The organism is Bradyrhizobium sp. MI1.7 (genome assembly GCF_055811795.1).
Window position 1 is genome coordinate 24,073 of sequence record NZ_JBVVPO010000024.1, and the last position, 16,601, is coordinate 40,673.

Annotated in this window: 20 protein-coding genes; 8 read left to right on the top strand and 12 right to left on the bottom strand. The window is 64.2% G+C overall.

Annotated elements, in window-relative coordinates; translation table 11 throughout:
- Positions 1-4: 4 nt before the first annotated feature.
- Complete coding sequence (locus AC0L3X_RS21990) at positions 5-493, bottom strand: peptidase associated/transthyretin-like domain-containing protein (protein ID WP_354102154.1); 489 nt, start codon at positions 491-493, stop codon at positions 5-7.
- Positions 494-864: 371 nt separating this feature from the next.
- On the opposite strand from AC0L3X_RS21990, the gene AC0L3X_RS21995 reads away from it, so the two are divergent.
- Positions 865-2,628: a SulP family inorganic anion transporter gene (locus AC0L3X_RS21995; protein WP_231143678.1), complete on the top strand. Its 1,764-nt coding sequence runs from the start codon at positions 865-867 to the stop codon at positions 2,626-2,628.
- Between the two features lie 13 nt (positions 2,629-2,641).
- On the opposite strand, the gene AC0L3X_RS22000 is transcribed toward AC0L3X_RS21995, so the two are convergent.
- Entirely contained in the window at positions 2,642-3,091 is a 450-nt protein-coding gene (locus AC0L3X_RS22000) for a DUF3085 domain-containing protein (protein WP_063985886.1), read from the bottom strand.
- The gene (locus AC0L3X_RS22005) at positions 3,088-3,327 is read right to left on the bottom strand and encodes a hypothetical protein (RefSeq protein ID WP_063985887.1); all 240 of its coding nucleotides are present in this window, start codon (positions 3,325-3,327) and stop codon (positions 3,088-3,090) included. The genes AC0L3X_RS22000 and AC0L3X_RS22005 overlap by 4 nt, the downstream gene beginning before the upstream one ends.
- A 170-nt stretch (positions 3,328-3,497) precedes the next feature.
- Here AC0L3X_RS22005 and AC0L3X_RS22010 point away from each other — a divergent pair, with 170 nt between their 5' ends.
- From AC0L3X_RS22010 to AC0L3X_RS22020, 3 genes are all read left to right on the top strand, one after another.
- Positions 3,498-3,665: a hypothetical protein gene (locus AC0L3X_RS22010; protein WP_231143679.1), complete on the top strand. Its 168-nt coding sequence runs from the start codon at positions 3,498-3,500 to the stop codon at positions 3,663-3,665.
- Positions 3,666-3,723: 58 nt separating this feature from the next.
- Positions 3,724-3,942 (top strand): hypothetical protein, encoded by a 219-nt coding sequence (locus AC0L3X_RS22015; RefSeq protein WP_028151408.1) that lies wholly within the window; start codon positions 3,724-3,726, stop codon positions 3,940-3,942.
- A 309-nt stretch (positions 3,943-4,251) separates the two neighbouring features.
- Entirely contained in the window at positions 4,252-5,259 is a 1,008-nt protein-coding gene (locus AC0L3X_RS22020; RefSeq protein WP_231143680.1) for an LLM class flavin-dependent oxidoreductase, read from the top strand.
- Between the two features lie 218 nt (positions 5,260-5,477).
- On the opposite strand, the gene AC0L3X_RS22025 is transcribed toward AC0L3X_RS22020, so the two are convergent.
- The 6 genes from AC0L3X_RS22025 to AC0L3X_RS22050 are packed head-to-tail and all read right to left on the bottom strand — an operon-like array spanning position 5,478 to position 10,094.
- Positions 5,478-6,353 carry an amidohydrolase family protein gene (locus tag AC0L3X_RS22025; protein WP_063985889.1) on the bottom strand — a complete coding sequence of 292 codons (876 nt, stop codon included), beginning with the start codon at positions 6,351-6,353 and terminating at the stop codon, positions 5,478-5,480.
- A gap of 13 nt (positions 6,354-6,366) precedes the next feature.
- Positions 6,367-6,759, bottom strand: coding sequence for a RidA family protein (locus tag AC0L3X_RS22030; RefSeq protein WP_063985890.1), 393 nt, complete (start codon positions 6,757-6,759; stop codon positions 6,367-6,369).
- Between the two features lie 25 nt (positions 6,760-6,784).
- Positions 6,785-7,588: a 2-oxo-hept-4-ene-1,7-dioate hydratase gene (hpaH, locus tag AC0L3X_RS22035; RefSeq protein WP_231143681.1), complete on the bottom strand. Its 804-nt coding sequence runs from the start codon at positions 7,586-7,588 to the stop codon at positions 6,785-6,787.
- Between the two features lie 3 nt (positions 7,589-7,591).
- Positions 7,592-8,452 (bottom strand): fumarylacetoacetate hydrolase family protein, encoded by an 861-nt coding sequence (locus AC0L3X_RS22040; protein ID WP_063985892.1) that lies wholly within the window; start codon positions 8,450-8,452, stop codon positions 7,592-7,594.
- A gap of 55 nt (positions 8,453-8,507) precedes the next feature.
- Positions 8,508-9,125 carry a flavin reductase family protein gene (locus AC0L3X_RS22045; protein ID WP_283017788.1) on the bottom strand — a complete coding sequence of 206 codons (618 nt, stop codon included), beginning with the start codon at positions 9,123-9,125 and terminating at the stop codon, positions 8,508-8,510.
- A gap of 3 nt (positions 9,126-9,128) precedes the next feature.
- Entirely contained in the window at positions 9,129-10,094 is a 966-nt protein-coding gene (locus tag AC0L3X_RS22050) for a Bug family tripartite tricarboxylate transporter substrate binding protein (protein WP_063985894.1), read from the bottom strand.
- A gap of 129 nt (positions 10,095-10,223) precedes the next feature.
- On the opposite strand from AC0L3X_RS22050, the gene AC0L3X_RS22055 reads away from it, so the two are divergent.
- The 3 genes from AC0L3X_RS22055 to AC0L3X_RS22065 all read left to right on the top strand — a co-directional run bounded on the left by AC0L3X_RS22055 (position 10,224) and on the right by AC0L3X_RS22065 (position 13,188).
- Positions 10,224-11,024, top strand: coding sequence for an IclR family transcriptional regulator (locus AC0L3X_RS22055; protein WP_063985895.1), 801 nt, complete (start codon positions 10,224-10,226; stop codon positions 11,022-11,024).
- Between the two features lie 81 nt (positions 11,025-11,105).
- Positions 11,106-12,401: an O-acetylhomoserine aminocarboxypropyltransferase gene (locus tag AC0L3X_RS22060; protein WP_063985896.1), complete on the top strand. Its 1,296-nt coding sequence runs from the start codon at positions 11,106-11,108 to the stop codon at positions 12,399-12,401.
- Positions 12,402-12,405: 4 nt separating this feature from the next.
- Positions 12,406-13,188 (top strand): alpha/beta fold hydrolase, encoded by a 783-nt coding sequence (locus tag AC0L3X_RS22065; protein ID WP_063985897.1) that lies wholly within the window; start codon positions 12,406-12,408, stop codon positions 13,186-13,188.
- A 190-nt stretch (positions 13,189-13,378) separates the two neighbouring features.
- Here the strand turns inward: AC0L3X_RS22065 and AC0L3X_RS22070 are convergent, their stop codons facing one another.
- Together AC0L3X_RS22070 and AC0L3X_RS22075 are read right to left on the bottom strand one after the other, a co-directional pair.
- A complete protein-coding gene (locus AC0L3X_RS22070) occupies positions 13,379-14,332 on the bottom strand; it encodes an aliphatic sulfonate ABC transporter substrate-binding protein (RefSeq protein ID WP_084795315.1) in 954 nt (317 codons plus the stop codon).
- A 22-nt stretch (positions 14,333-14,354) separates the two neighbouring features.
- Positions 14,355-14,576, bottom strand: coding sequence for a hypothetical protein (locus tag AC0L3X_RS22075; protein ID WP_063985898.1), 222 nt, complete (start codon positions 14,574-14,576; stop codon positions 14,355-14,357).
- A 392-nt stretch (positions 14,577-14,968) separates the two neighbouring features.
- On the opposite strand from AC0L3X_RS22075, the gene AC0L3X_RS22080 reads away from it, so the two are divergent.
- Positions 14,969-15,700: an SDR family NAD(P)-dependent oxidoreductase gene (locus AC0L3X_RS22080; RefSeq protein ID WP_063985899.1), complete on the top strand. Its 732-nt coding sequence runs from the start codon at positions 14,969-14,971 to the stop codon at positions 15,698-15,700.
- A gap of 276 nt (positions 15,701-15,976) precedes the next feature.
- On the opposite strand, the gene AC0L3X_RS22085 is transcribed toward AC0L3X_RS22080, so the two are convergent.
- On the bottom strand, positions 15,977-16,588 hold the full coding sequence (locus AC0L3X_RS22085) for a pyridoxamine 5'-phosphate oxidase family protein (protein ID WP_071909237.1): 612 nt from the start codon (positions 16,586-16,588) through the stop codon (positions 15,977-15,979).
- Between the last annotated feature and the right edge of the window lie 13 nt (positions 16,589-16,601).

Genomic DNA, 16,601 nt, shown 5'->3' on the forward strand with positions numbered 1-16,601 from the left:
CCGGTCAGGCCGTCTGCAGGACGAAGTGCGCTTCCAGGCTCGTCTCCTTCGCGCTCCGCATCACCGGCCGCAGAAAGACGGTCTTGAACTCACCGCTGTCATAGGCGAGGTGACCATGCGGCTGGCCGAAGATCGGAATGATCTGCGGCATCTCGAGCCGGAACTTGCCGTCCTTGTCGGTGAGCGTGGCGCCATGACTTTGCGGTTCGTGCTCCTGCCCTTCGGTCGTGTGCGCCCAGATCTGGATGCGCTGCCCGGCAAGTGGAGCCCCGTCGTCTGCGCGGCGAACGGTGCCGCTCATCCAGAAGCCGCCCTTGCCGATCCGGTCCACGATCGCCGCGCCCTTGCGGTAGTTGTTCGCGCCACCCGACATCGACTCGGTCGGTGCGAGGCCTTCGGCACGGGCCGGCAACAGGAGCCCGGACACCCCGGCCGCCAGGACCGAGCCGCCGGCGGCGAGGAGATAGCGTCGGTTGAGTACGACCATGGTCATGTCAGTTCCTCCTCGCGACCCCAGCAGCAGTTTCACCAAGGGTACAACAACAGGCGCAAAACGCCCAGTTGAGACAACGGGCGCACCAGGTCGCAATAACAGGGTTGTGAACGGAGGCACAGGCCACTCAAACAGCCGCGAACGAACGCCATTCTCGCGGCATGGAACGCCCGAGTTCGGTTTTGGTCCTTCCCCCTCGTCCGTGAAGAGGGCGCAGGGAAGACTTGGTGCCGGCTGGCACCCATGGCCCGCTGTGCTGCTTCGGCCATAGCGCCGGGCCACTGTTCAGCCTGCTGCGGGCGTAATAGCCTGATCGGTCCAACACATCATGCGGGGCAAACTTGCTCAATGCGGGCTGGGAGAAACCATCAATGAAGCGCTGGTTGCCCGGACTCGACACTCTCCGTCAATATGAAGCAGCATGGCTTCCGCACGATATCTTCGCCGGCATCGTCCTGGCGACAATGCTGGTCCCGGTCGGCATTGCCTATGCAGCTGCATCGGGCCTGCCGGGCATCTACGGTTTGTACGCAACGATCGTGCCGCTGCTGGCCTACGCGCTGTTCGGCCCAAGCCGCATTCTCGTCCTTGGCCCGGACTCGGCGCTGGCGGCAATACTCCTTGGAGTCATCGCTCCCTTGGCTCAGGGCGATCCCCTGCGGGCCGTGACACTCGCGGGCATGATGGCGATTGTCTCAGGGACGGTCTGTATCCTGGCAGGCGTCGCGCGCCTTGGCTTTATCACCGAGCTTCTCTCGAAGCCGATACGCTACGGGTATATGAACGGAATTGCCCTGACCGTATTGATCAGCCAGCTGCCCAAGCTCTTCGGCTTTTCCATCGAGAGCGAGGGGCCACTGCGAAGCCTGTGGGCGATTGTCAGCGCGATCCTTGGGGGGCAGATAAACTGGGTCGCGTTCGCGATTGGCCTCGCCACGTTGATCGTGATCCTGCTTCTCAGGAACAACAAGCGGGTACCGGGCCTTCTGATTGCGGTCGTTGGGGCTACGCTCGTCGTCGGGGTGCTTGATCTCGGGACGCAATACGGCGTCAAGGTGCTGGGCCCCCTTCCCCAGGGCCTGCCGGGTTTCGTTGTCCCATGGATCACCTCCAGCGACCTCGTGCCGGTGCTGATCGGCGGTTGTGCAGTAGCGATGGTTTCGTTTGCCGATACGAGCGTACTTTCACGTGCCTATGCTGCGCGATTGGGGTCTCGGGTCGATCCCAACCAAGAGATGGTCGGGCTCGGTGCCGCCAATCTGGCGACGGGATTTTTCCAGGGCTTCCCGATCAGCAGCAGTAGTTCACGGACACCCGTTGCGGAAGCCGCCGGTGCCCGCACTCAACTCACCAGCGTCGTAGGCGCGCTTGCCATCGCGTTGCTCCTCCTGGTCGCGCCGAGCCTGCTCCAACATTTACCCACCGCCGCATTAGCCGCCGTCGTTATCGCATCGGCGATTGGCTTGATTGAAGTTGCCGACCTCAAACGAATCTATCGCATTCAACGGTGGGAATTCTGGCTGGCCATCGTCTGCTTTGTCGGTGTAGCAGTGCTCGGAGTCATTCCAGGAATTGGTCTTGCGATCGCAATCGCTATCATCGAGTTCCTGTGGGACGGTTGGCGCCCACACTCCGCCGTATTGGGGCGCGCCTACGGCGTCAAAGGCTATCACGACATCACACGATATCCGGATGCGCGCCGGGTCCCCGGGCTGGTCCTGTTTCGCTGGGATGCACCTCTGTTTTTTGCCAACGCCGAATTCTTCAGGGAACGCGTCCTGGATGCCGTAGCGACATCGCCAACACCCGTGCGTTGGCTAGTTGTTGCCGCGGAGCCGGTCACGAGCGTAGACGTCACCGCCTGCGACGTGGTTGCCGAACTGGACCGATCGTTGCACGCGCAAGGCATAGAGTTTTGTTTTGCCGAACTCAAAGATCCCGTGAAGGACAAGCTGAAAAGATTTGGCCTCTTCGCGCAGCTTGGAGAGAATTACTTCTTCCCGACAATCGGCGTAGCCGTCGCCCGCTATCTCGAAACCAACAACGTGGAATGGGAGGACCGGGAGGACTGGGAGGACGACGATGTGCAGGGCTTGGAGAGAGTAGCGGGCCAAGATACCGCGTCTGGTCCTTAGCCGAGATTCAGACTCAAACCCGACAACTGCGTCCTGACGTGGTGTCATTTTTGTCCCGGATGCGCAGCGATTGCAGTCGTATGCTCGCCGTCCCTTTTTCGACGACAGCCACCGTCATCGCGTCGGGCTCGAAGGTCACCTCGAGGTCGGCGCCGGCATCGACGGCAGTGCCGATCATCACCAGATCGATGAATTCCCTCCCATCGTTATCGCCGAAGATGGCGCGCTTGATACCCAACCAACTTTGGACCGGCACCCTGAGCGGGTCGCATTCGTTTGCGTAGGCCAGAGTCACGCTGCCCCGAGGCCTGGCGCCGTTATGCACGAGATAGATGCCTTGGCCACCGACAAGCCAGAAACCGGGGGAATCTCGACCGTTCATGGCTCGCACCGAAACCGGCCATTGCCGGACGGCCTCGTTCCAGAGCGCCTTCAGCCTTGCATGAGGGAAGGTCAGCTTCACTGAAGTGGGTTCCGCCGAGCTGCGTAGTTACGAGTTGCGATCGCGTCGGCAATCTGGTCGCGTGGCACAACGCACACGATCTGGGCATCATTCGGCAGGGCGAACGTCAGCCAATAGGTTTCGGCGTCGTATGCGGCGATCACCACGACGGCTTCGACGTAGGCAGCTTTGCTGTTGTCGGCGACGGAAAACCCAGCGTCCGTCAGCGCGGTGCGTTCCTGTTCGTCAAACTTCACGGCGTCATCTCGTGTCTGGAGGACGCCCCCGCGACTCGCGGTTTACCCACACCGCTTACGGAAACCTCGTTAAATCGCATTAAGGTTGTGAAGGATCGGCAATGTCCGGCGACGACGGGAGCCCGACGACTCAAGCGTCACGGCTGCGCGAACGAGACCCAAGCCATTGAATGATCCTTCTTGTCAGCGCCGCATCCCTCAATATTCAGCAGGCATCCACTGGTGGCGCCGCAGCGCCCTACCGCGACTGCGTCCAGATGTCGCGCTCCTCGTCCATGGTCAGGACGATCGGCATCGGCTTCGGCTGGATCGGTAGTTACCGCGATTTAACTGGCTGATCTCTCCGGATCGGGCGAGGGCTGCACGCGAGCACACCGTCCGCGAGAACGACCAACAATGCCGGAAATTGAAATCACCGACGAGTGCCGCGCTCTGATTGCGGCCGAGTTCCCGTCCGACGATACCGGACAACGCCTGGCAAGCGGCAAATGGCAGATACAGATCGATGAGGTGACGTGGCAAATGCTGCACAAGGCACGGCGGCCCGGCGAGTCAGTATCGGACTGCATCATTCGCGTTATCATCATCATCCAGCACAAGCGCGGCTTGCTGTAGCTGCCGCCAACGGGAAAAGTGCCGGCCACATCTCGACCGAACCGACAATCATGGAGGTTCGTCCCTCGACGCCAGAGACGTGGAATAGGAACGGCAGAACAATTCACGAGATGGAGCCAAAACTAGTAAACGGAGGACGATTTCGCTCTTGAGAAGCAAAAGGTGAATCCTGGCCCGCTACATCGTCTCTGACGTTAGCACAGCAGATTTGGATTGCATTTGCGCGCTACGGCCGCGCTAACATTTCCATAATAAGCCACTACATGTGAGGCCGCAGCGCACATCGCACTCCCACCCGGTACGCCAAACATGATCCCCTTCTCCGTGCTCGACCTCGCTCCCATCCGAAGAGGTGGCGATGCGGCGCAGGCGTTCCGCAACTCGCTCGACCTCGCCCAGCATGCCGAGACCTGGGGCTACAAGCGGTTCTGGCTCGCCGAGCATCACAACATGACGGGCATCGCGAGCGCGGCGACGTCGGTGGTGATCGGGCATGTCGCGGGCGGGACTAGGACGATCCGGGTCGGGTCCGGCGGGATCATGCTGCCGAACCATTCGCCGCTGGTCATCGCCGAGCAGTTCGGCACGCTGGAGTCGCTCTATCCCGGGCGGATCGATCTCGGGCTCGGCCGCGCGCCGGGCACCGATCAGTTCACCGCGCGGGCATTGCGGCGCGACCTCGCCACGAGCTCCGAAAACTTTCCGCACGACGTGCTGGAGTTGCAGGCGCTGCTCGGTGATGTCCAGCCGAACCAGTCGATCCGCGCCGTGCCCGGCTTTGGGACGAAAGTGCCGCTCTGGATCCTGGGATCGAGCACCTTTGGCGCGCAGCTTGCCGCGATGCTCGGGCTGCCATTCGCGTTCGCCTCGCACTTCGCGCCTCAAATGATGATGCCGGCGCTGCGCGAATATCGGGCGCGCTTCGAGCCGTCGGCGCAGCTCGACAAGCCCTATGCGATGGTCGGCGTCAACGTGTTCGCCGCCGAGAGCGACGCGGAGGCGCAGAGGATGTTCTCCTCCCTCCAACAGCAGTTCATCAATCTGCGCCGCGGCACGCCCGGCCCGCTGCCGCCGCCGGTCGACGACATGGACGCGCTGTGGTCACCGGCCGAGAAGGCCATGGTTGGCCAGTCGCTGTCCTGCTCCGCCGTCGGCTCGCCCGAAACTGTCGAGGAGAAGCTGAAGGCGCTGATCGCCGAGACCGGCGCGGACGAGCTGATGACGACGGGCCAGATCTACGACCACGCCGCGCGGCTGCGCTCGTTCGAAATCGCAGCCGAGGTGCGCGACCGGCTGGCGGCACGGCCGGCGGTGTGAGCGCCAGAATTGGAGGCTGTGAAAGCGCCCGGCCTTCATGGGGCGAGACGTCTGCCGCTAGCGGCTCCTCAGCATGAGGGTCTAAGACTTTGCCACGATACGAGACCTCATCCTGAGGAGCCCGCCAAAGGCGGGCGTCTCGAAGGATGGCCTCGGGCGACAGCCGGGCCTGCATGGTTCGAGACGCGCGTACCGCGCTCCTCACCATGAGGGTCTTGCTAGTCCGGAAAGCCGAACAGCTTTGCCGGATTGTGCACGAGGATCTTCTCCAGCTCGGCCTGGTCGGGCGCGTAGCGGTACATCAGCTCTAGCAGGTCGGCGTCGTTGGGCGGCTGCTTGACGGAGACGGGATGCGGCCAGTCGCTGGCCCAGACGCAGCGGTCGATTGCGGCCTCGATATAGGCGCGCGCGATCGGGATCACGTCGTCATAGGGCGGGCCGGCCTGCGAGGTCTTCTCGCCGAGCGACAGCATGACCCAGAAATTGCCCTTCTCGAGCAGCTCCAGCATCTTGCGCAGGTTCGGATCATCCCGGCCATTCGAGGGCACGGGCCGCGCCATGTGGTCGATCAGCACGGGGACGTCGAGATTCTCGTACTTGGCGACGCTGGAGACGATGCCGTCCTTCTCGGGCTGGATCTTCACGTACCAGCCGAGCTCGCGGATGCGCGCGATGGCGCGGGCGAAATCGGCGTCCGACAGCACGGCGCCGAGCTCCTGGCGGAAACTGAAGCGCGCGCCGCGCACACCCGCGTCATGCAGCTTGGAAAGATACGAGTCGCTCGCTTCCGCGAACACCAGTGCGTTGGCGCAGCCGCGATAGTTCGGGCCCATCGCCGCAAGACCGTCGAGTACGACGGAATGATCCGCACCATAGGTCGTGGTCTGCACGATGATGCCGCGCTCGATGCCGAGCGTCTTGTGCACGCGCAGCGCTGCTTCCCAGGTCGCGCTCGGCATCCGATAGGCAGCGCCGGGGCGTTCCGGATATTTGTCGATGGGCCCCAGCACGTGAAACTGGCTGTCGACAGTCTTCGGCGGCGGCGCCCTGACCGGGCGACGGGGGTTCGGGTCGAACGGCAGATAAGTCGGCATGCGCAAAGCTCCCTCAGTCGATCACGGCGGTGAAGTCGCACTGCACCAGCGCGCCGCCGTCCATATTGTCCATCGGCAGCGCGTGACGCGCCGGGCGCGAATGCTCGTCCGGAAACATTTTTAGCCACTCGACATTGACCGGGCCGCGGTGTGTACGGTCCTTCAGCCACACCGTCATCTTGATGATGTCGTCCGTGGTGCCGCCGGCGGCTTCCACCGTCGCCTTCATATGCGCGAACATGTTGGCGCATTGCGCGTCCAGGCTCGCAGGCATCACGCCGGCCGCATCACGGCCGAGGATGACACCGGACATCACGAGATTGCCGATGCGGCAGGCGTTGGGAATCGGGTTGGCGTGCTTGAAGCCGCCGATGTGGATGCTCTTGCGCCGCGTTTGACCCGTCATGATGCGCTCCCTCTTATGTGTTGATTCAGACGAACTGGCACGACACCGAGCCGAACGCGCCATAGTCGGCATGGAACGTGTCGCCGCGCCGGATGTCGACGGGACGGGTGAACGATCCCGCCAGCACCACCTCGCCGGCCGCGAGATGTTCGTCATGCGGCGCAAGACGGTTGGCGAGCCAGGCGATGCCGTTGGCGGGATGATTGAGCACGCCGGCCGCAAGCCCAGTCTCCTCGACCTCGCCGTTGCGGAACAGCAGCGCGCCGATCCAGCGCAAATCCGCATCCATCGGGCGGAACGGCCGGCCGCCGAGCACCAGCGCGGCGTTGGCCGCGTTGTCCGAGATCGTGTCCATCACCTTCCGCGTTTTGCCGGTCTCGGGATCGATGCGATGCATGCGCGTCTCCAGGATTTCGAGCGCAGGCGTGACGTAGTCGGTGGCGTTGAGCACGTCGAAGATGGTGCAGTCAGGTCCGCGCAGCGGCGCCTTCAGCACGAAGGCGAGCTCGACCTCGATGCGCGGCGCGTGAAAGCGGTCAAACGGAATGGGCGTGGCGTCGGCATAGAACATGTCGGCGAACAGCACGCCGTAATCGGGCTCGGAGATGCCGACCGCGTTCTGCATCGCCTTCGAGGTCAGGCCGATCTTGTGTCCCTTGATAACACGGCCGCGGCCGAGCTGCAGTTTCGTCCAGGCGCGCTGGATGGCGTAGGCATCCTCGATGGCGAAATCGGGATACTCCTTCGAGAACATCGGGATCAGCGTCTTGCTGCGCTCGGCCTCATCCAGGCGCGCGGCGAGGCGTTCGATCGTGGCGGTATCGAGCATGGCTTACTGCTCCGCGGCGACGGTGTTGCGCAGAACGCCGATACGACTCGACTCGACCTCGACGACGTCGCCCACCCTAAGCCAGCGCGGCGGATCGAAACGCGCGCCCGCGCCCGTCGGCGTGCCTGTTACAATCATGTCGCCGGGCTTCAGGGTGGCGAAAGTGGAGAGATAGGAGATCAGGAAATCGAACGGGAACATCAGCCGCTCGGTCGTGTCCTGCTGCCGCACCTCGCCGTTGACGCGCGTGATGATGTCATGAGGCCCGCGCGGATCGAGCTCGTCAGACGTGACGATCCACGGCCCGATGCTGCCGGAGCGATCGAAATTCTTGCCCTGGGTGACGTTGAACTTGCCGTGGCGCAGCCAGTCGCGGATCGTGCCCTCATTGCACAGGGTCATGCCGAAGATGTGCGACCAGGCTTTGTCGCGCGGAATGTGGCGGCCGCCCTGGCCGATCACGATGACGAGCTCGCCCTCGTAGTCGAGCTGCTCAGATACATGAGGCTTCTCGAGCGGCTGGCCGGCGCCGGTCATCGACGAGATGCTGCGCACGAACAGGCTGGGATATTTGGGCAGGTCCGAGCTGTCTTTATACTCGGCATTGCGTTCGGCGTAGTTGACGCCGATGCACCAGAGCTTTTCCGGCGCCAGCACCGGCGGAAGCAGGACGAGGCTTTCCAGCGCGTAGTCGGGTTTTTGTCCGGCCACCGCTTCCTGCGCATCGGCCAGCGCGTTGGCTGCAATCAACGCTTTCACGTCGGAGAAGTCGCGGCCGATCCGCCTGGTCAGATCGACGACACCGCCATCCACCGCCGCGCCATAGCGCAGCTCTCCGTCCAAGAGATAGCTTACGAGTCGCATTGTCGTGTTCTCCGATGGTCTTCAGGCACATAGGCCGGCGCGATGGGCTGCGCGCTCAGTCTTTGGATTTGGGCGTCTGGAAGACGGTGTTCAGCGTCACGATCTCACCGAGGCGCGCGTAGCGGGGCCCGCCGATGCGCGCGATCGGGTCGAGCGCCGCGGTCTCGACCTTGCCGTCGTTCACGAGGCCGTCGCGGATGTGGAACATCACGACCTCGCCGACGATGAGCCGGCTGCGAGCCTCGCCGAATTCGAGGCACTGCCGGAAACGGCACTCCATCGCGACGGGTGCTGCGGCAAGCCGCGGCACCTTGATACACTCGCTCGCGATCGTCTCCAGACCGAGATGCTCGACCTCGCTGATTTCAGGCGGATGCTCGACCGAGCTGTCGTGCACCGCGGACATCAGCGGGGTATCGGCGATGTGGATCACATATTCCTCGGTGTCGAGGATGTTGTGCGCGGTGTCCTTGTAGTCGGCACCTTTGCGGCCGACGCTGATGGCGAGCATCGGCGGCTTCTGCGAGACGAAGGTGAAGGCGCTGAAGGGGGCGAGGTTGAGCACGCCCGAGCGCGACAGGCTCGTGACCCACGCGATCGGGCGCGGCACCACGATGCCGGTCATCAGCCGGTAGATGCGCTCCGCGCCGAGCTCGGTGGGGTCGATCCGCATCGCTCAGTCAGCCTTGATGTTGGCCTTGCGCACGACCGGAATCCACTTGGCGTCCTCGCGCGCGAGATAGGCCTTGAACTCGTCCGACGTCATCGGGGTGGATTCTCCGCCAAGCTTTTCGAACTTGTCGATCACACCGGGATCTTTCAGGATCGCAACCAGCGTCTCGTGAAGTTTGTCGACGACCGGCGCCGGCGTGCCGGCAGGCGCGAACAGGCCCGTAAAAGTCTGGCCGTCGAAATCCTTGTAGCCGAGCTCGGTGAAGGTCGGGACATCAGGCAACGACTTCAGGCGGTGCGGGCTGGTGACGGCGAGCGCGCGGAACAGGCCGGCCTTGATGTGCTGGAGGCTGACCGTGAGCTGGTCGAATGCGAACTGCACCTGGCCGCCCAGGAGATCGTTGATCGCCGGCGCGTTGCCGCGGTAATGCGCGGTGACCCATTGCAGGTCGAGGCTCGACTGCATCAGCTCGCTGAGCAGATGGTTGGTGGTGCCGGGGCCGGGCGAGGCCATCGTCAGCTTGCCGGGCTCGCGCTTGGCGAGTTCGATGAATTCCTTGAACGTCGTGGCCTGCACGGACGGGTGCACTTCGAGCACCAGCGGCGTCATCGAGATCGTCGAGATCGGAAGAAAATCCTTCTTCCAGTTATAGGCCTCGCGCTTGTTGATCTCGGTCGCGAACAGTACCGGGCCGTTGGCGCCGACGAACAGCGTGTAGCCGTCGGGCGCGGATTTCGCGAAGGCTTCGCCCGCGATCATGCCGCCGGCGCCGGCCTTGTTCTCGATGATGAAGGGCTGGCCGAGCTTTTCCTGGAGCTTGTCGGCGACGATGCGCGCGGCGCTGTCGACATTGCCGCCGGCCGGATAGGGCACGATCAGCTTGACGCTGCGCGCCGGCCATTGCTGGCCCGATGCGGGTCCCGCCAGCATCGCGGCTGCGGCAGCTATGGCAATCCAGATTAATCTCATGTTAACCTCCCGGCGGCGCTTCCAATTCCATATCGAGTGCCGTGACGTCGCGCATGGCGCTCGATCGCGGCGCAATCTCCAGATGAGCGCTTTACCTGTCGAGAGAATTGTGGCGTTCTTGTCCATAATATGGACAAGACGAACTCCGCAAGATCCGCCCGCGGAACGGCAGAGCCGCGACAGGGCGCGCAGACCATCCGGCGCGCGCTCGCGGTGCTGCGTATTCTTGCCGCAGGGCGCGAAGACGGCGTGCCGCTGGCCGAGGTCGTGCGCGCGACGGGCCTCACCCGCCCGACCGTGCATCGCATCGTCCACGTGCTGATCGAGGAAGGCATCGTCGAACGTTACGAGCGAACCGGCCGCTACGCGATCGGCAACCAGGTGCCGGAGCTCGCACTTGCGCGCCCGCGGCCGTCGCGGCTGCTGGTCGCGGCAAATCCGTCGCTGCGGCGTGCCTCCACCGAGATCGGCGACACGCTGTTCCTGACGGTGCGGACCGGCAACGACACGCTGTGCGTCGATCGCAGGATCGGAATCTATCCGATCCAGGTGCTGTCGATCGAGGTCGGCGCGCGGCGGCCGCTCGGCGTCAGCAGCGCAGGCGTCGCCATCCTCGCCGCGATGCCGGCTCAGGACGCGCGAAAAATCGTCGCGGCCAACGAGAAGCGATTCGAGGCCTACCGGACCGACGTCGCGTCGGTGCTCGGCCAGGTCACCGCCGCGAGACGGCTGGGGTACGGCATGAGGGAGATCGGCCTCGTGCAGGGCACGAAATCGATCTCCACCTGGATCAAGACCCCGGACGGACAGCCTGCCGCGGCGATGACGGTCTCCGCCGTTCGGACGAGGCTCGGCCCCCGCCGCGAGCAGGAAGTCGTGGAGATCCTGCTGCGGGAGGCGCGCACGATCGAGCAGGCGATCCGGGGTTAGGCGGCGCTGTCAATGGGCTGACTTCGCGCACCATTTTGTGGCACAAGAGCCGCCTCCGCCGACCGACCAACGAGGCCACGCATGCCCGCGCCGAAACCGCCTGCCTTCGAGACCCTGAGCCTGCATGCGGGCCAGCATCCGGATCCCGCGACCGGCGCCCGCGCGGTGCCGATCTACCAGACCACGTCCTACGTGTTCCAGGATTCCGACCACGCCGCCGCGCTGTTCAATCTGGAGCGCGCCGGCCACATCTATACGCGCATCTCCAATCCGACCACCGGTGTGCTGGAGGAGCGGCTCGCGGCGCTCGAAGGCGGCGTCGGCGCGATCTGCACTGCGAGCGGCATGGCCGCGCTGCATCTGGCCATCGCGACGCTCTTGAATGCCGGCGACCATATCGTGGCGTCGAGCTCGCTCTATGGTGGCACCATCAATTTGCTGGCGCACACGCTGCCCCGCTTCGGCATCACCACGACCTTCGTCAAGCCGCGCGACCTCGACGCGTTCCGCGCGGCGATCAAGCCGAACACGAAACTCGTGATCGGCGAGACCATCGGCAATCCCGGGCTCGAAGTGCTCGATATCCCGAAGGTCGCGGGAATCGCGCATGAGGCAAAGATTCCGCTGCTGATCGACAATACGTTTGCCACGCCCTATCTCAGCCGCCCCATCGAGCTTGGCGCCGACATCGTGATGCATTCGGCGACGAAGTGGATCGGCGGCCACGGCATCGCGATCGGCGGCGCCATCGTCGACGGCGGCCGGTTCGACTGGCGCGGCTCCGGCAAATTCGGCGTGCTGACCGAGCCCTATGGCGGTTATCACGGCATCGTCTTCGACGAACAGTTCGGCACGAGCGCCTTCATCATGCGCGCGCGCACCGAAGGCCTGCGCGATTTCGGCGCCTGCCTGTCCCCGACCAACGCGTTCCAGCTCTTGCAGGGCGTGGAGACGCTCGGCGTGCGCATGGACCGGCATATCCAGAACACACATCTGGTGCTGGAGGCGCTGAAGTCGAACAAGGCCGTCGATTGGGTCCTGCATCCCTCGCTGGAGGACCACACCGACTATCAGCTCGCAAAAACGCTGCTGCCGCGCGGCGCCGGCTCAATCGTCTCCTTCGGCATCAAGGGCGGGCGACCCGCCGGCCGAAAATTCATCGAAGCGCTGCGCATGATCAGCCATCTCGCCAATGTCGGCGATGCCAAGACGCTGGTGATCCACCCGGCCTCGACCACGCATCAGCAGATGGATGCCGAACAGCTCAAGGCCGCCGGCATCGGCGAGGAGCTGGTGCGGCTGTCGGTCGGCATCGAGACGGCAAGCGACATCATCGACGATCTTGCGCAGGCGCTGCGCATCTCGCAAAAGGTCTGACACCATGAAGCTCACTGTCAACGGCGCCGAGGTGTTTGTCGCAAACGGCGGCCGCGAGTTCGACAAGTCCCTGCCCGCGGTCGCCTTCATCCACGGCGCCGGCTTCGATCACTCGACCTGGGCACTGCATACGCGCTGGTTCGCCCATCACGGATTTTCCGTGCTGGCGCCCGATCTGCCCGGCCACGGCCGCTCGGCCGGACCTTCGCTGTCAACGATCGCCGAGATGGCGGATTGGACGGCGGCATTGCTCGCCGCGGCCGGCGTGGCGAAGGCGCACCTGATCGGCCATTCCATGGGATCGCTGATCTCACTGGAGACGGCGGCGCGTCATCCCGACAAGGTCTCCGCGCTGAGCCTGATCGGCACCGCCGCGACCATGACAGTCGGCCCGGATCTCCTGAAAGCGGCCGAAGCCAACTCGCAGGACGCCAACGACATGGTGTCGATTTGGGGCCTCGGCTTCAACGCCGAGCTCGGCGGCAGCCTCGCGCCGGGCCTGTGGATGCATGGCGGCGCGCAGGCGGTGCTGAAGTCTTGCGAGCCCGGCGTGCTGTTCAGGGATTTGTCGGCCTGCAATGATTACGCGAATGCACTCACCGCTGCGGCGAGCGTGAAAGTGCCTGCTACCCTCATCCTCGGCGAACGCGACATGATGACGCCGGCGAAGGCGGGCAAGGCGCTCGCCACGGCGATCCCGCATGCGAAGACCGTCGTGGTGCCGGGCGCGGGCCACATGATCATGGCCGAGCGCCCGGATGAATTGCTGGCGGCGTTGAGGGGCTGAGCCGCATCCGACTTGAAAGTTTGGACGCAGATAGCCGCCACGGGCGGCATGGCCGGGCTAGTCCCGGCCATCCACGCCTGGCCGCGCGCGCGAAGTACGTGGATGCCCGGGCCTTCGCCTCGCCGAAGCAGCTTCGGCCGCGCAGGCGGGACAAGCCCGGGCATGACGACATCTTGCCAGTGCCCCCGCCTTACGACCCCGGCGTCCACTTCCAGACGATATCGGAGACATTGACCGGCTTCGGGATCAGCCCGAGCTTTGCAAAACGGTCGGCCACGGCCTGCTGCGTCCTGATCACCTCGGCGTCGAGCGGCACCACGCTGTAGACGGAGCGGTTGACGAAGCGCCTGACAGCCTCGATGTCGACGCCGGTCGCCTCGGCCTGCGCCTTTGCGACCTCCTCGTGATACTGCTCCGCCCACTTGCCTTCGGAGGCAAAGGTCGTGTTGAGCTTCGCGACCAGCGATGGATATTTCTCGACGAAGTCGGTGTTGGCGATGTAGTAGGCGTTCGGCTTGTGCACGTCCTTGTCGAAGACGAGAACGCGCGCGTTCTCCTTCAATTCGGCGAGCGCGAGATAGGGATCCCAGATCGACCAGGCGTCGACCGAGCCCTTCACGAAGGCCGCCGTCGCATCGGCCGGCGCCAGCGGCGCGGGCGTGATGTCGGACCAGGACAGGCCGGCCTTTTCGAGCGAGGCGACCAGGAGATTGTGCGCGCTCGATCCCTTGCCGAAGGCGACGCGCTTGCCTTTGAGATCGGCGAGCGTCTTGATGGCTGAATCCTTCGGCACGATGATCGCCTGGTTGTCGCCCTCGGACTTCACGGCCGCGACATATTTTATTTTTGCGCCGCCGGCTTGCGCGAAGATCGGCGGCGTGTCGCCGACGAAGCCGAAATCGACGCTGCCGACGTTGATGGCCTCCAGCAGCGGCGGACCGAACTGGAAGTCAATCCATCTGACCTCGATGCCCAGCGGCCTGAAGGCGTTTTCGAGCGTTTGACGCTGGCGTACCGCCGGGAAGAATCCGCCCTTCTGAGTGCCGATGCGGATTTCCGCCGGCTTGTCCTCGGCGCGTGCTGGTGCGGCCAGGGCGGTTGCAAGGAGAAGCGCTGCGGTCAGGATATGTCGTCGTGCAATCATGTTGCGGTCCTTTGCGTCAGGTTCAGTTAGCGAAGAGTGAGGAATTGGCGCGGCGGCTCCGCTCCGAAAACACCGCACGGGCTGCGCGTTCGGCCTCGCGCGCCGAACGGAACTGGCGGCCTTCGAGGCTGTCGAACAGGCGTTCGGAGGAGAAGAAGCGGAAGCCGCGCTCATCTCTTGTGATGATGCCGGCGGCGCGGTCGTGGATTTCAATGATGTAGGCGTTCGACTGGGTCTGGGACATGACTGCTCGTTCGCCGGAATGTCGGCGTTCCTGTCGTGGGATTTGTGCTGTGGGAGGTTGCTAGGAGGCGATCAGCAACAACAACAGGCGCCGGTTGCCGCCGAGAAACAGCGCCGCGTCATGCACGCGTGCATGTCGCTGGGATTACGCTGGTGATCGGTTCTCATATCGCGGCATCAAGCTCGAGGAGCAGTTTCGATGCTCCGAATATCGAGCGATTGGTGAGCTCGGTCAATGAAATGGCTATCCATATTTGGCACCGGCGCGCTGGCGCGCTTCTCCCGGCGCAAGTACCGACAGACGGATTCATCTCGCGATGAGTTCAGCAGGCGCGGGCGGCAGGCGTGGTACGCTCGCGCAACGTAAAAACAGACAATCTGGGAGATCCGGACATGGCGAATGATCTGAAGTGGCGCACCGCGCTCGTCACCGGCGGCTCGCGCGGGATTGGCGCAGCCGTCTGTCGCGCCCTGGCCGCATCAGGCGCGGCGGTGGCGATCAACTGCCGGGAGCAGATCGGGCAGGCCGAGCAGTTGGCAGGCGAGATCGGCAAGCAAGGCGGTCGCGCGATTGTCGTTGCCGCCGACGTCTCGCAGCGCGACGCCGTGGCTACAATGGTCGAGCGCGCCACGGCCGGGCTCGGGCCGATCGATATCCTCGTCAATAATGCCGGCATCGCGATCACGCGCGGCGTCGACGATCTCACCGAAGAGGATTTCGACCGCACCATGATGGTCAACCTGAAATCTGCCTTCCTGTGCACGCAGGCGGTGCTGCCGGAGATGCGTGCGCGGAAATGGGGCCGCATCGTCAACATCTCCTCGGGCGCGGCGCGCGGTGCCGGCTCGATCGGCCCGCACTACAATGCATCCAAGGCCGGCATGGAGGGCCTTACGCGCGGTTATGCGGCGCGGCTGGTGAAGGAAGGCATCACCGTCAACGCGGTGGCGCCGTCGCTGATCGAGACCGACATGATGAGCGGCCAGCCCCAGTTCGTCAGCCGCATCCCGCTCGGCCGCTTCGGCACGGCCGATGAGGTGGCGAAAGCCGTGATGCTGCCGGTCGACAATGCCTACATGACCGGGCAGACCATCGCGCTGAGCGGCGGGATGGCGTTTAACTAGGAGCGAAGATGGTGCCGCCTTTCCTTCTCCCCTTGTGGGAGAAGGTGGCGCGAAGCGCCGGATGAGGGGTATCTCTCCGCGCGCACCGCTCTTCGTGAGCCGTAGGGTGGGCAAAGCGGAGCGTGCCCACCATTTCTATCGCGGTGTTGGATAGGTGGTGGGCACGGCGCAAGTGCGCCTTTGCCCACCCTACGGCTCCTTTTCGTGAGGAGAGATACCCCTCACCCGTCTCGCGGCGAGCCACCCTCTCCCACAGGGGGAGAGGGCAAGAGAGCGCTACCACATCGTCGCCGCAGCGCGCTCCGGCCAGATGCGATCATATTCCGCGCCGCCGACCTTGTTCTCGCTCATCTCGGCCAGGATCTGGCCCGGCGTCGGCAGCGTCTTCGGATCGATCCGCTTGTCGGGATTCCAGAGGTCGGAGCGGACGATGGCGCGGGCGCACTGGAAATAGATTTCGTCCACATTCATCACCATGACGCTGCGCGGCGCCTTGCCCTCGACCTTGAACGAGGCGAGCAGCTCGGGATCGACGGAGAGACAAGCGCGGCCGTTGGCCCGCACCGCGTTGCCGGAACCGGGGATCAGAAACATCAGCGACACCCTGGGATCGCGCACGATGTTGCGCAAGGAATCGACCCGGTTGTTGCCGCGGCGATCCGGCAGCATCAGCGTCTTCGGATCATGGATGCGGACGAAGCCGGGGAGATCGCCACGCGGCGAGCAGTCGATCCCTTCCGGTCCGATGGTGGCGAGCGCGGCAAACGGCGCCTTCTCGATGAAGATGCGGTAGAGCGGGGTAACGTGGTCGGCGACTTTCACGGTCGAGGCATCACCAACGGCACCGTAGATGGCCTCCAGCTGTTCGACCGTTTCAATCACCGACATTCCGTTCTCCTTG

Excerpts from the sequence above, each read along its gene's own strand:
- AC0L3X_RS22025 (WP_063985889.1), bottom strand. The coding sequence starts at position 6,353 with ATGCCGACTTATCTGCCGTTCGACCCGAACCCCCGTCGCCCGGTCAGG.
- AC0L3X_RS22010 (WP_231143679.1), top strand. The coding sequence starts at position 3,498 with ATGATCCTTCTTGTCAGCGCCGCATCCCTCAATATTCAGCAGGCATCC.
- AC0L3X_RS22030 (WP_063985890.1), bottom strand. The coding sequence starts at position 6,759 with ATGACGGGTCAAACGCGGCGCAAGAGCATCCACATCGGCGGCTTCAAG.
- AC0L3X_RS22060 (WP_063985896.1), top strand. The coding sequence starts at position 11,106 with ATGCCCGCGCCGAAACCGCCTGCCTTCGAGACCCTGAGCCTGCATGCG.
- AC0L3X_RS22070 (WP_084795315.1), bottom strand. The coding sequence starts at position 14,332 with ATGATTGCACGACGACATATCCTGACCGCAGCGCTTCTCCTTGCAACC.
- AC0L3X_RS22015 (WP_028151408.1), top strand. The coding sequence starts at position 3,724 with ATGCCGGAAATTGAAATCACCGACGAGTGCCGCGCTCTGATTGCGGCC.
- AC0L3X_RS22080 (WP_063985899.1), top strand. The coding sequence starts at position 14,969 with ATGGCGAATGATCTGAAGTGGCGCACCGCGCTCGTCACCGGCGGCTCG.
- AC0L3X_RS22075 (WP_063985898.1), bottom strand. The coding sequence starts at position 14,576 with ATGTCCCAGACCCAGTCGAACGCCTACATCATTGAAATCCACGACCGC.
- AC0L3X_RS22050 (WP_063985894.1), bottom strand. The coding sequence starts at position 10,094 with ATGAGATTAATCTGGATTGCCATAGCTGCCGCAGCCGCGATGCTGGCG.
- AC0L3X_RS22085 (WP_071909237.1), bottom strand. The coding sequence starts at position 16,588 with ATGTCGGTGATTGAAACGGTCGAACAGCTGGAGGCCATCTACGGTGCC.
- AC0L3X_RS22020 (WP_231143680.1), top strand. The coding sequence starts at position 4,252 with ATGATCCCCTTCTCCGTGCTCGACCTCGCTCCCATCCGAAGAGGTGGC.
- AC0L3X_RS22055 (WP_063985895.1), top strand. The coding sequence starts at position 10,224 with ATGGACAAGACGAACTCCGCAAGATCCGCCCGCGGAACGGCAGAGCCG.
- AC0L3X_RS22065 (WP_063985897.1), top strand. The coding sequence starts at position 12,406 with ATGAAGCTCACTGTCAACGGCGCCGAGGTGTTTGTCGCAAACGGCGGC.
- hpaH (WP_231143681.1), bottom strand. The coding sequence starts at position 7,588 with ATGCTCGATACCGCCACGATCGAACGCCTCGCCGCGCGCCTGGATGAG.
- AC0L3X_RS21995 (WP_231143678.1), top strand. The coding sequence starts at position 865 with ATGAAGCGCTGGTTGCCCGGACTCGACACTCTCCGTCAATATGAAGCA.
- AC0L3X_RS22040 (WP_063985892.1), bottom strand. The coding sequence starts at position 8,452 with ATGCGACTCGTAAGCTATCTCTTGGACGGAGAGCTGCGCTATGGCGCG.
- AC0L3X_RS22045 (WP_283017788.1), bottom strand. The coding sequence starts at position 9,125 with ATGCGGATCGACCCCACCGAGCTCGGCGCGGAGCGCATCTACCGGCTG.
- AC0L3X_RS21990 (WP_354102154.1), bottom strand. The coding sequence starts at position 493 with ATGACCATGGTCGTACTCAACCGACGCTATCTCCTCGCCGCCGGCGGC.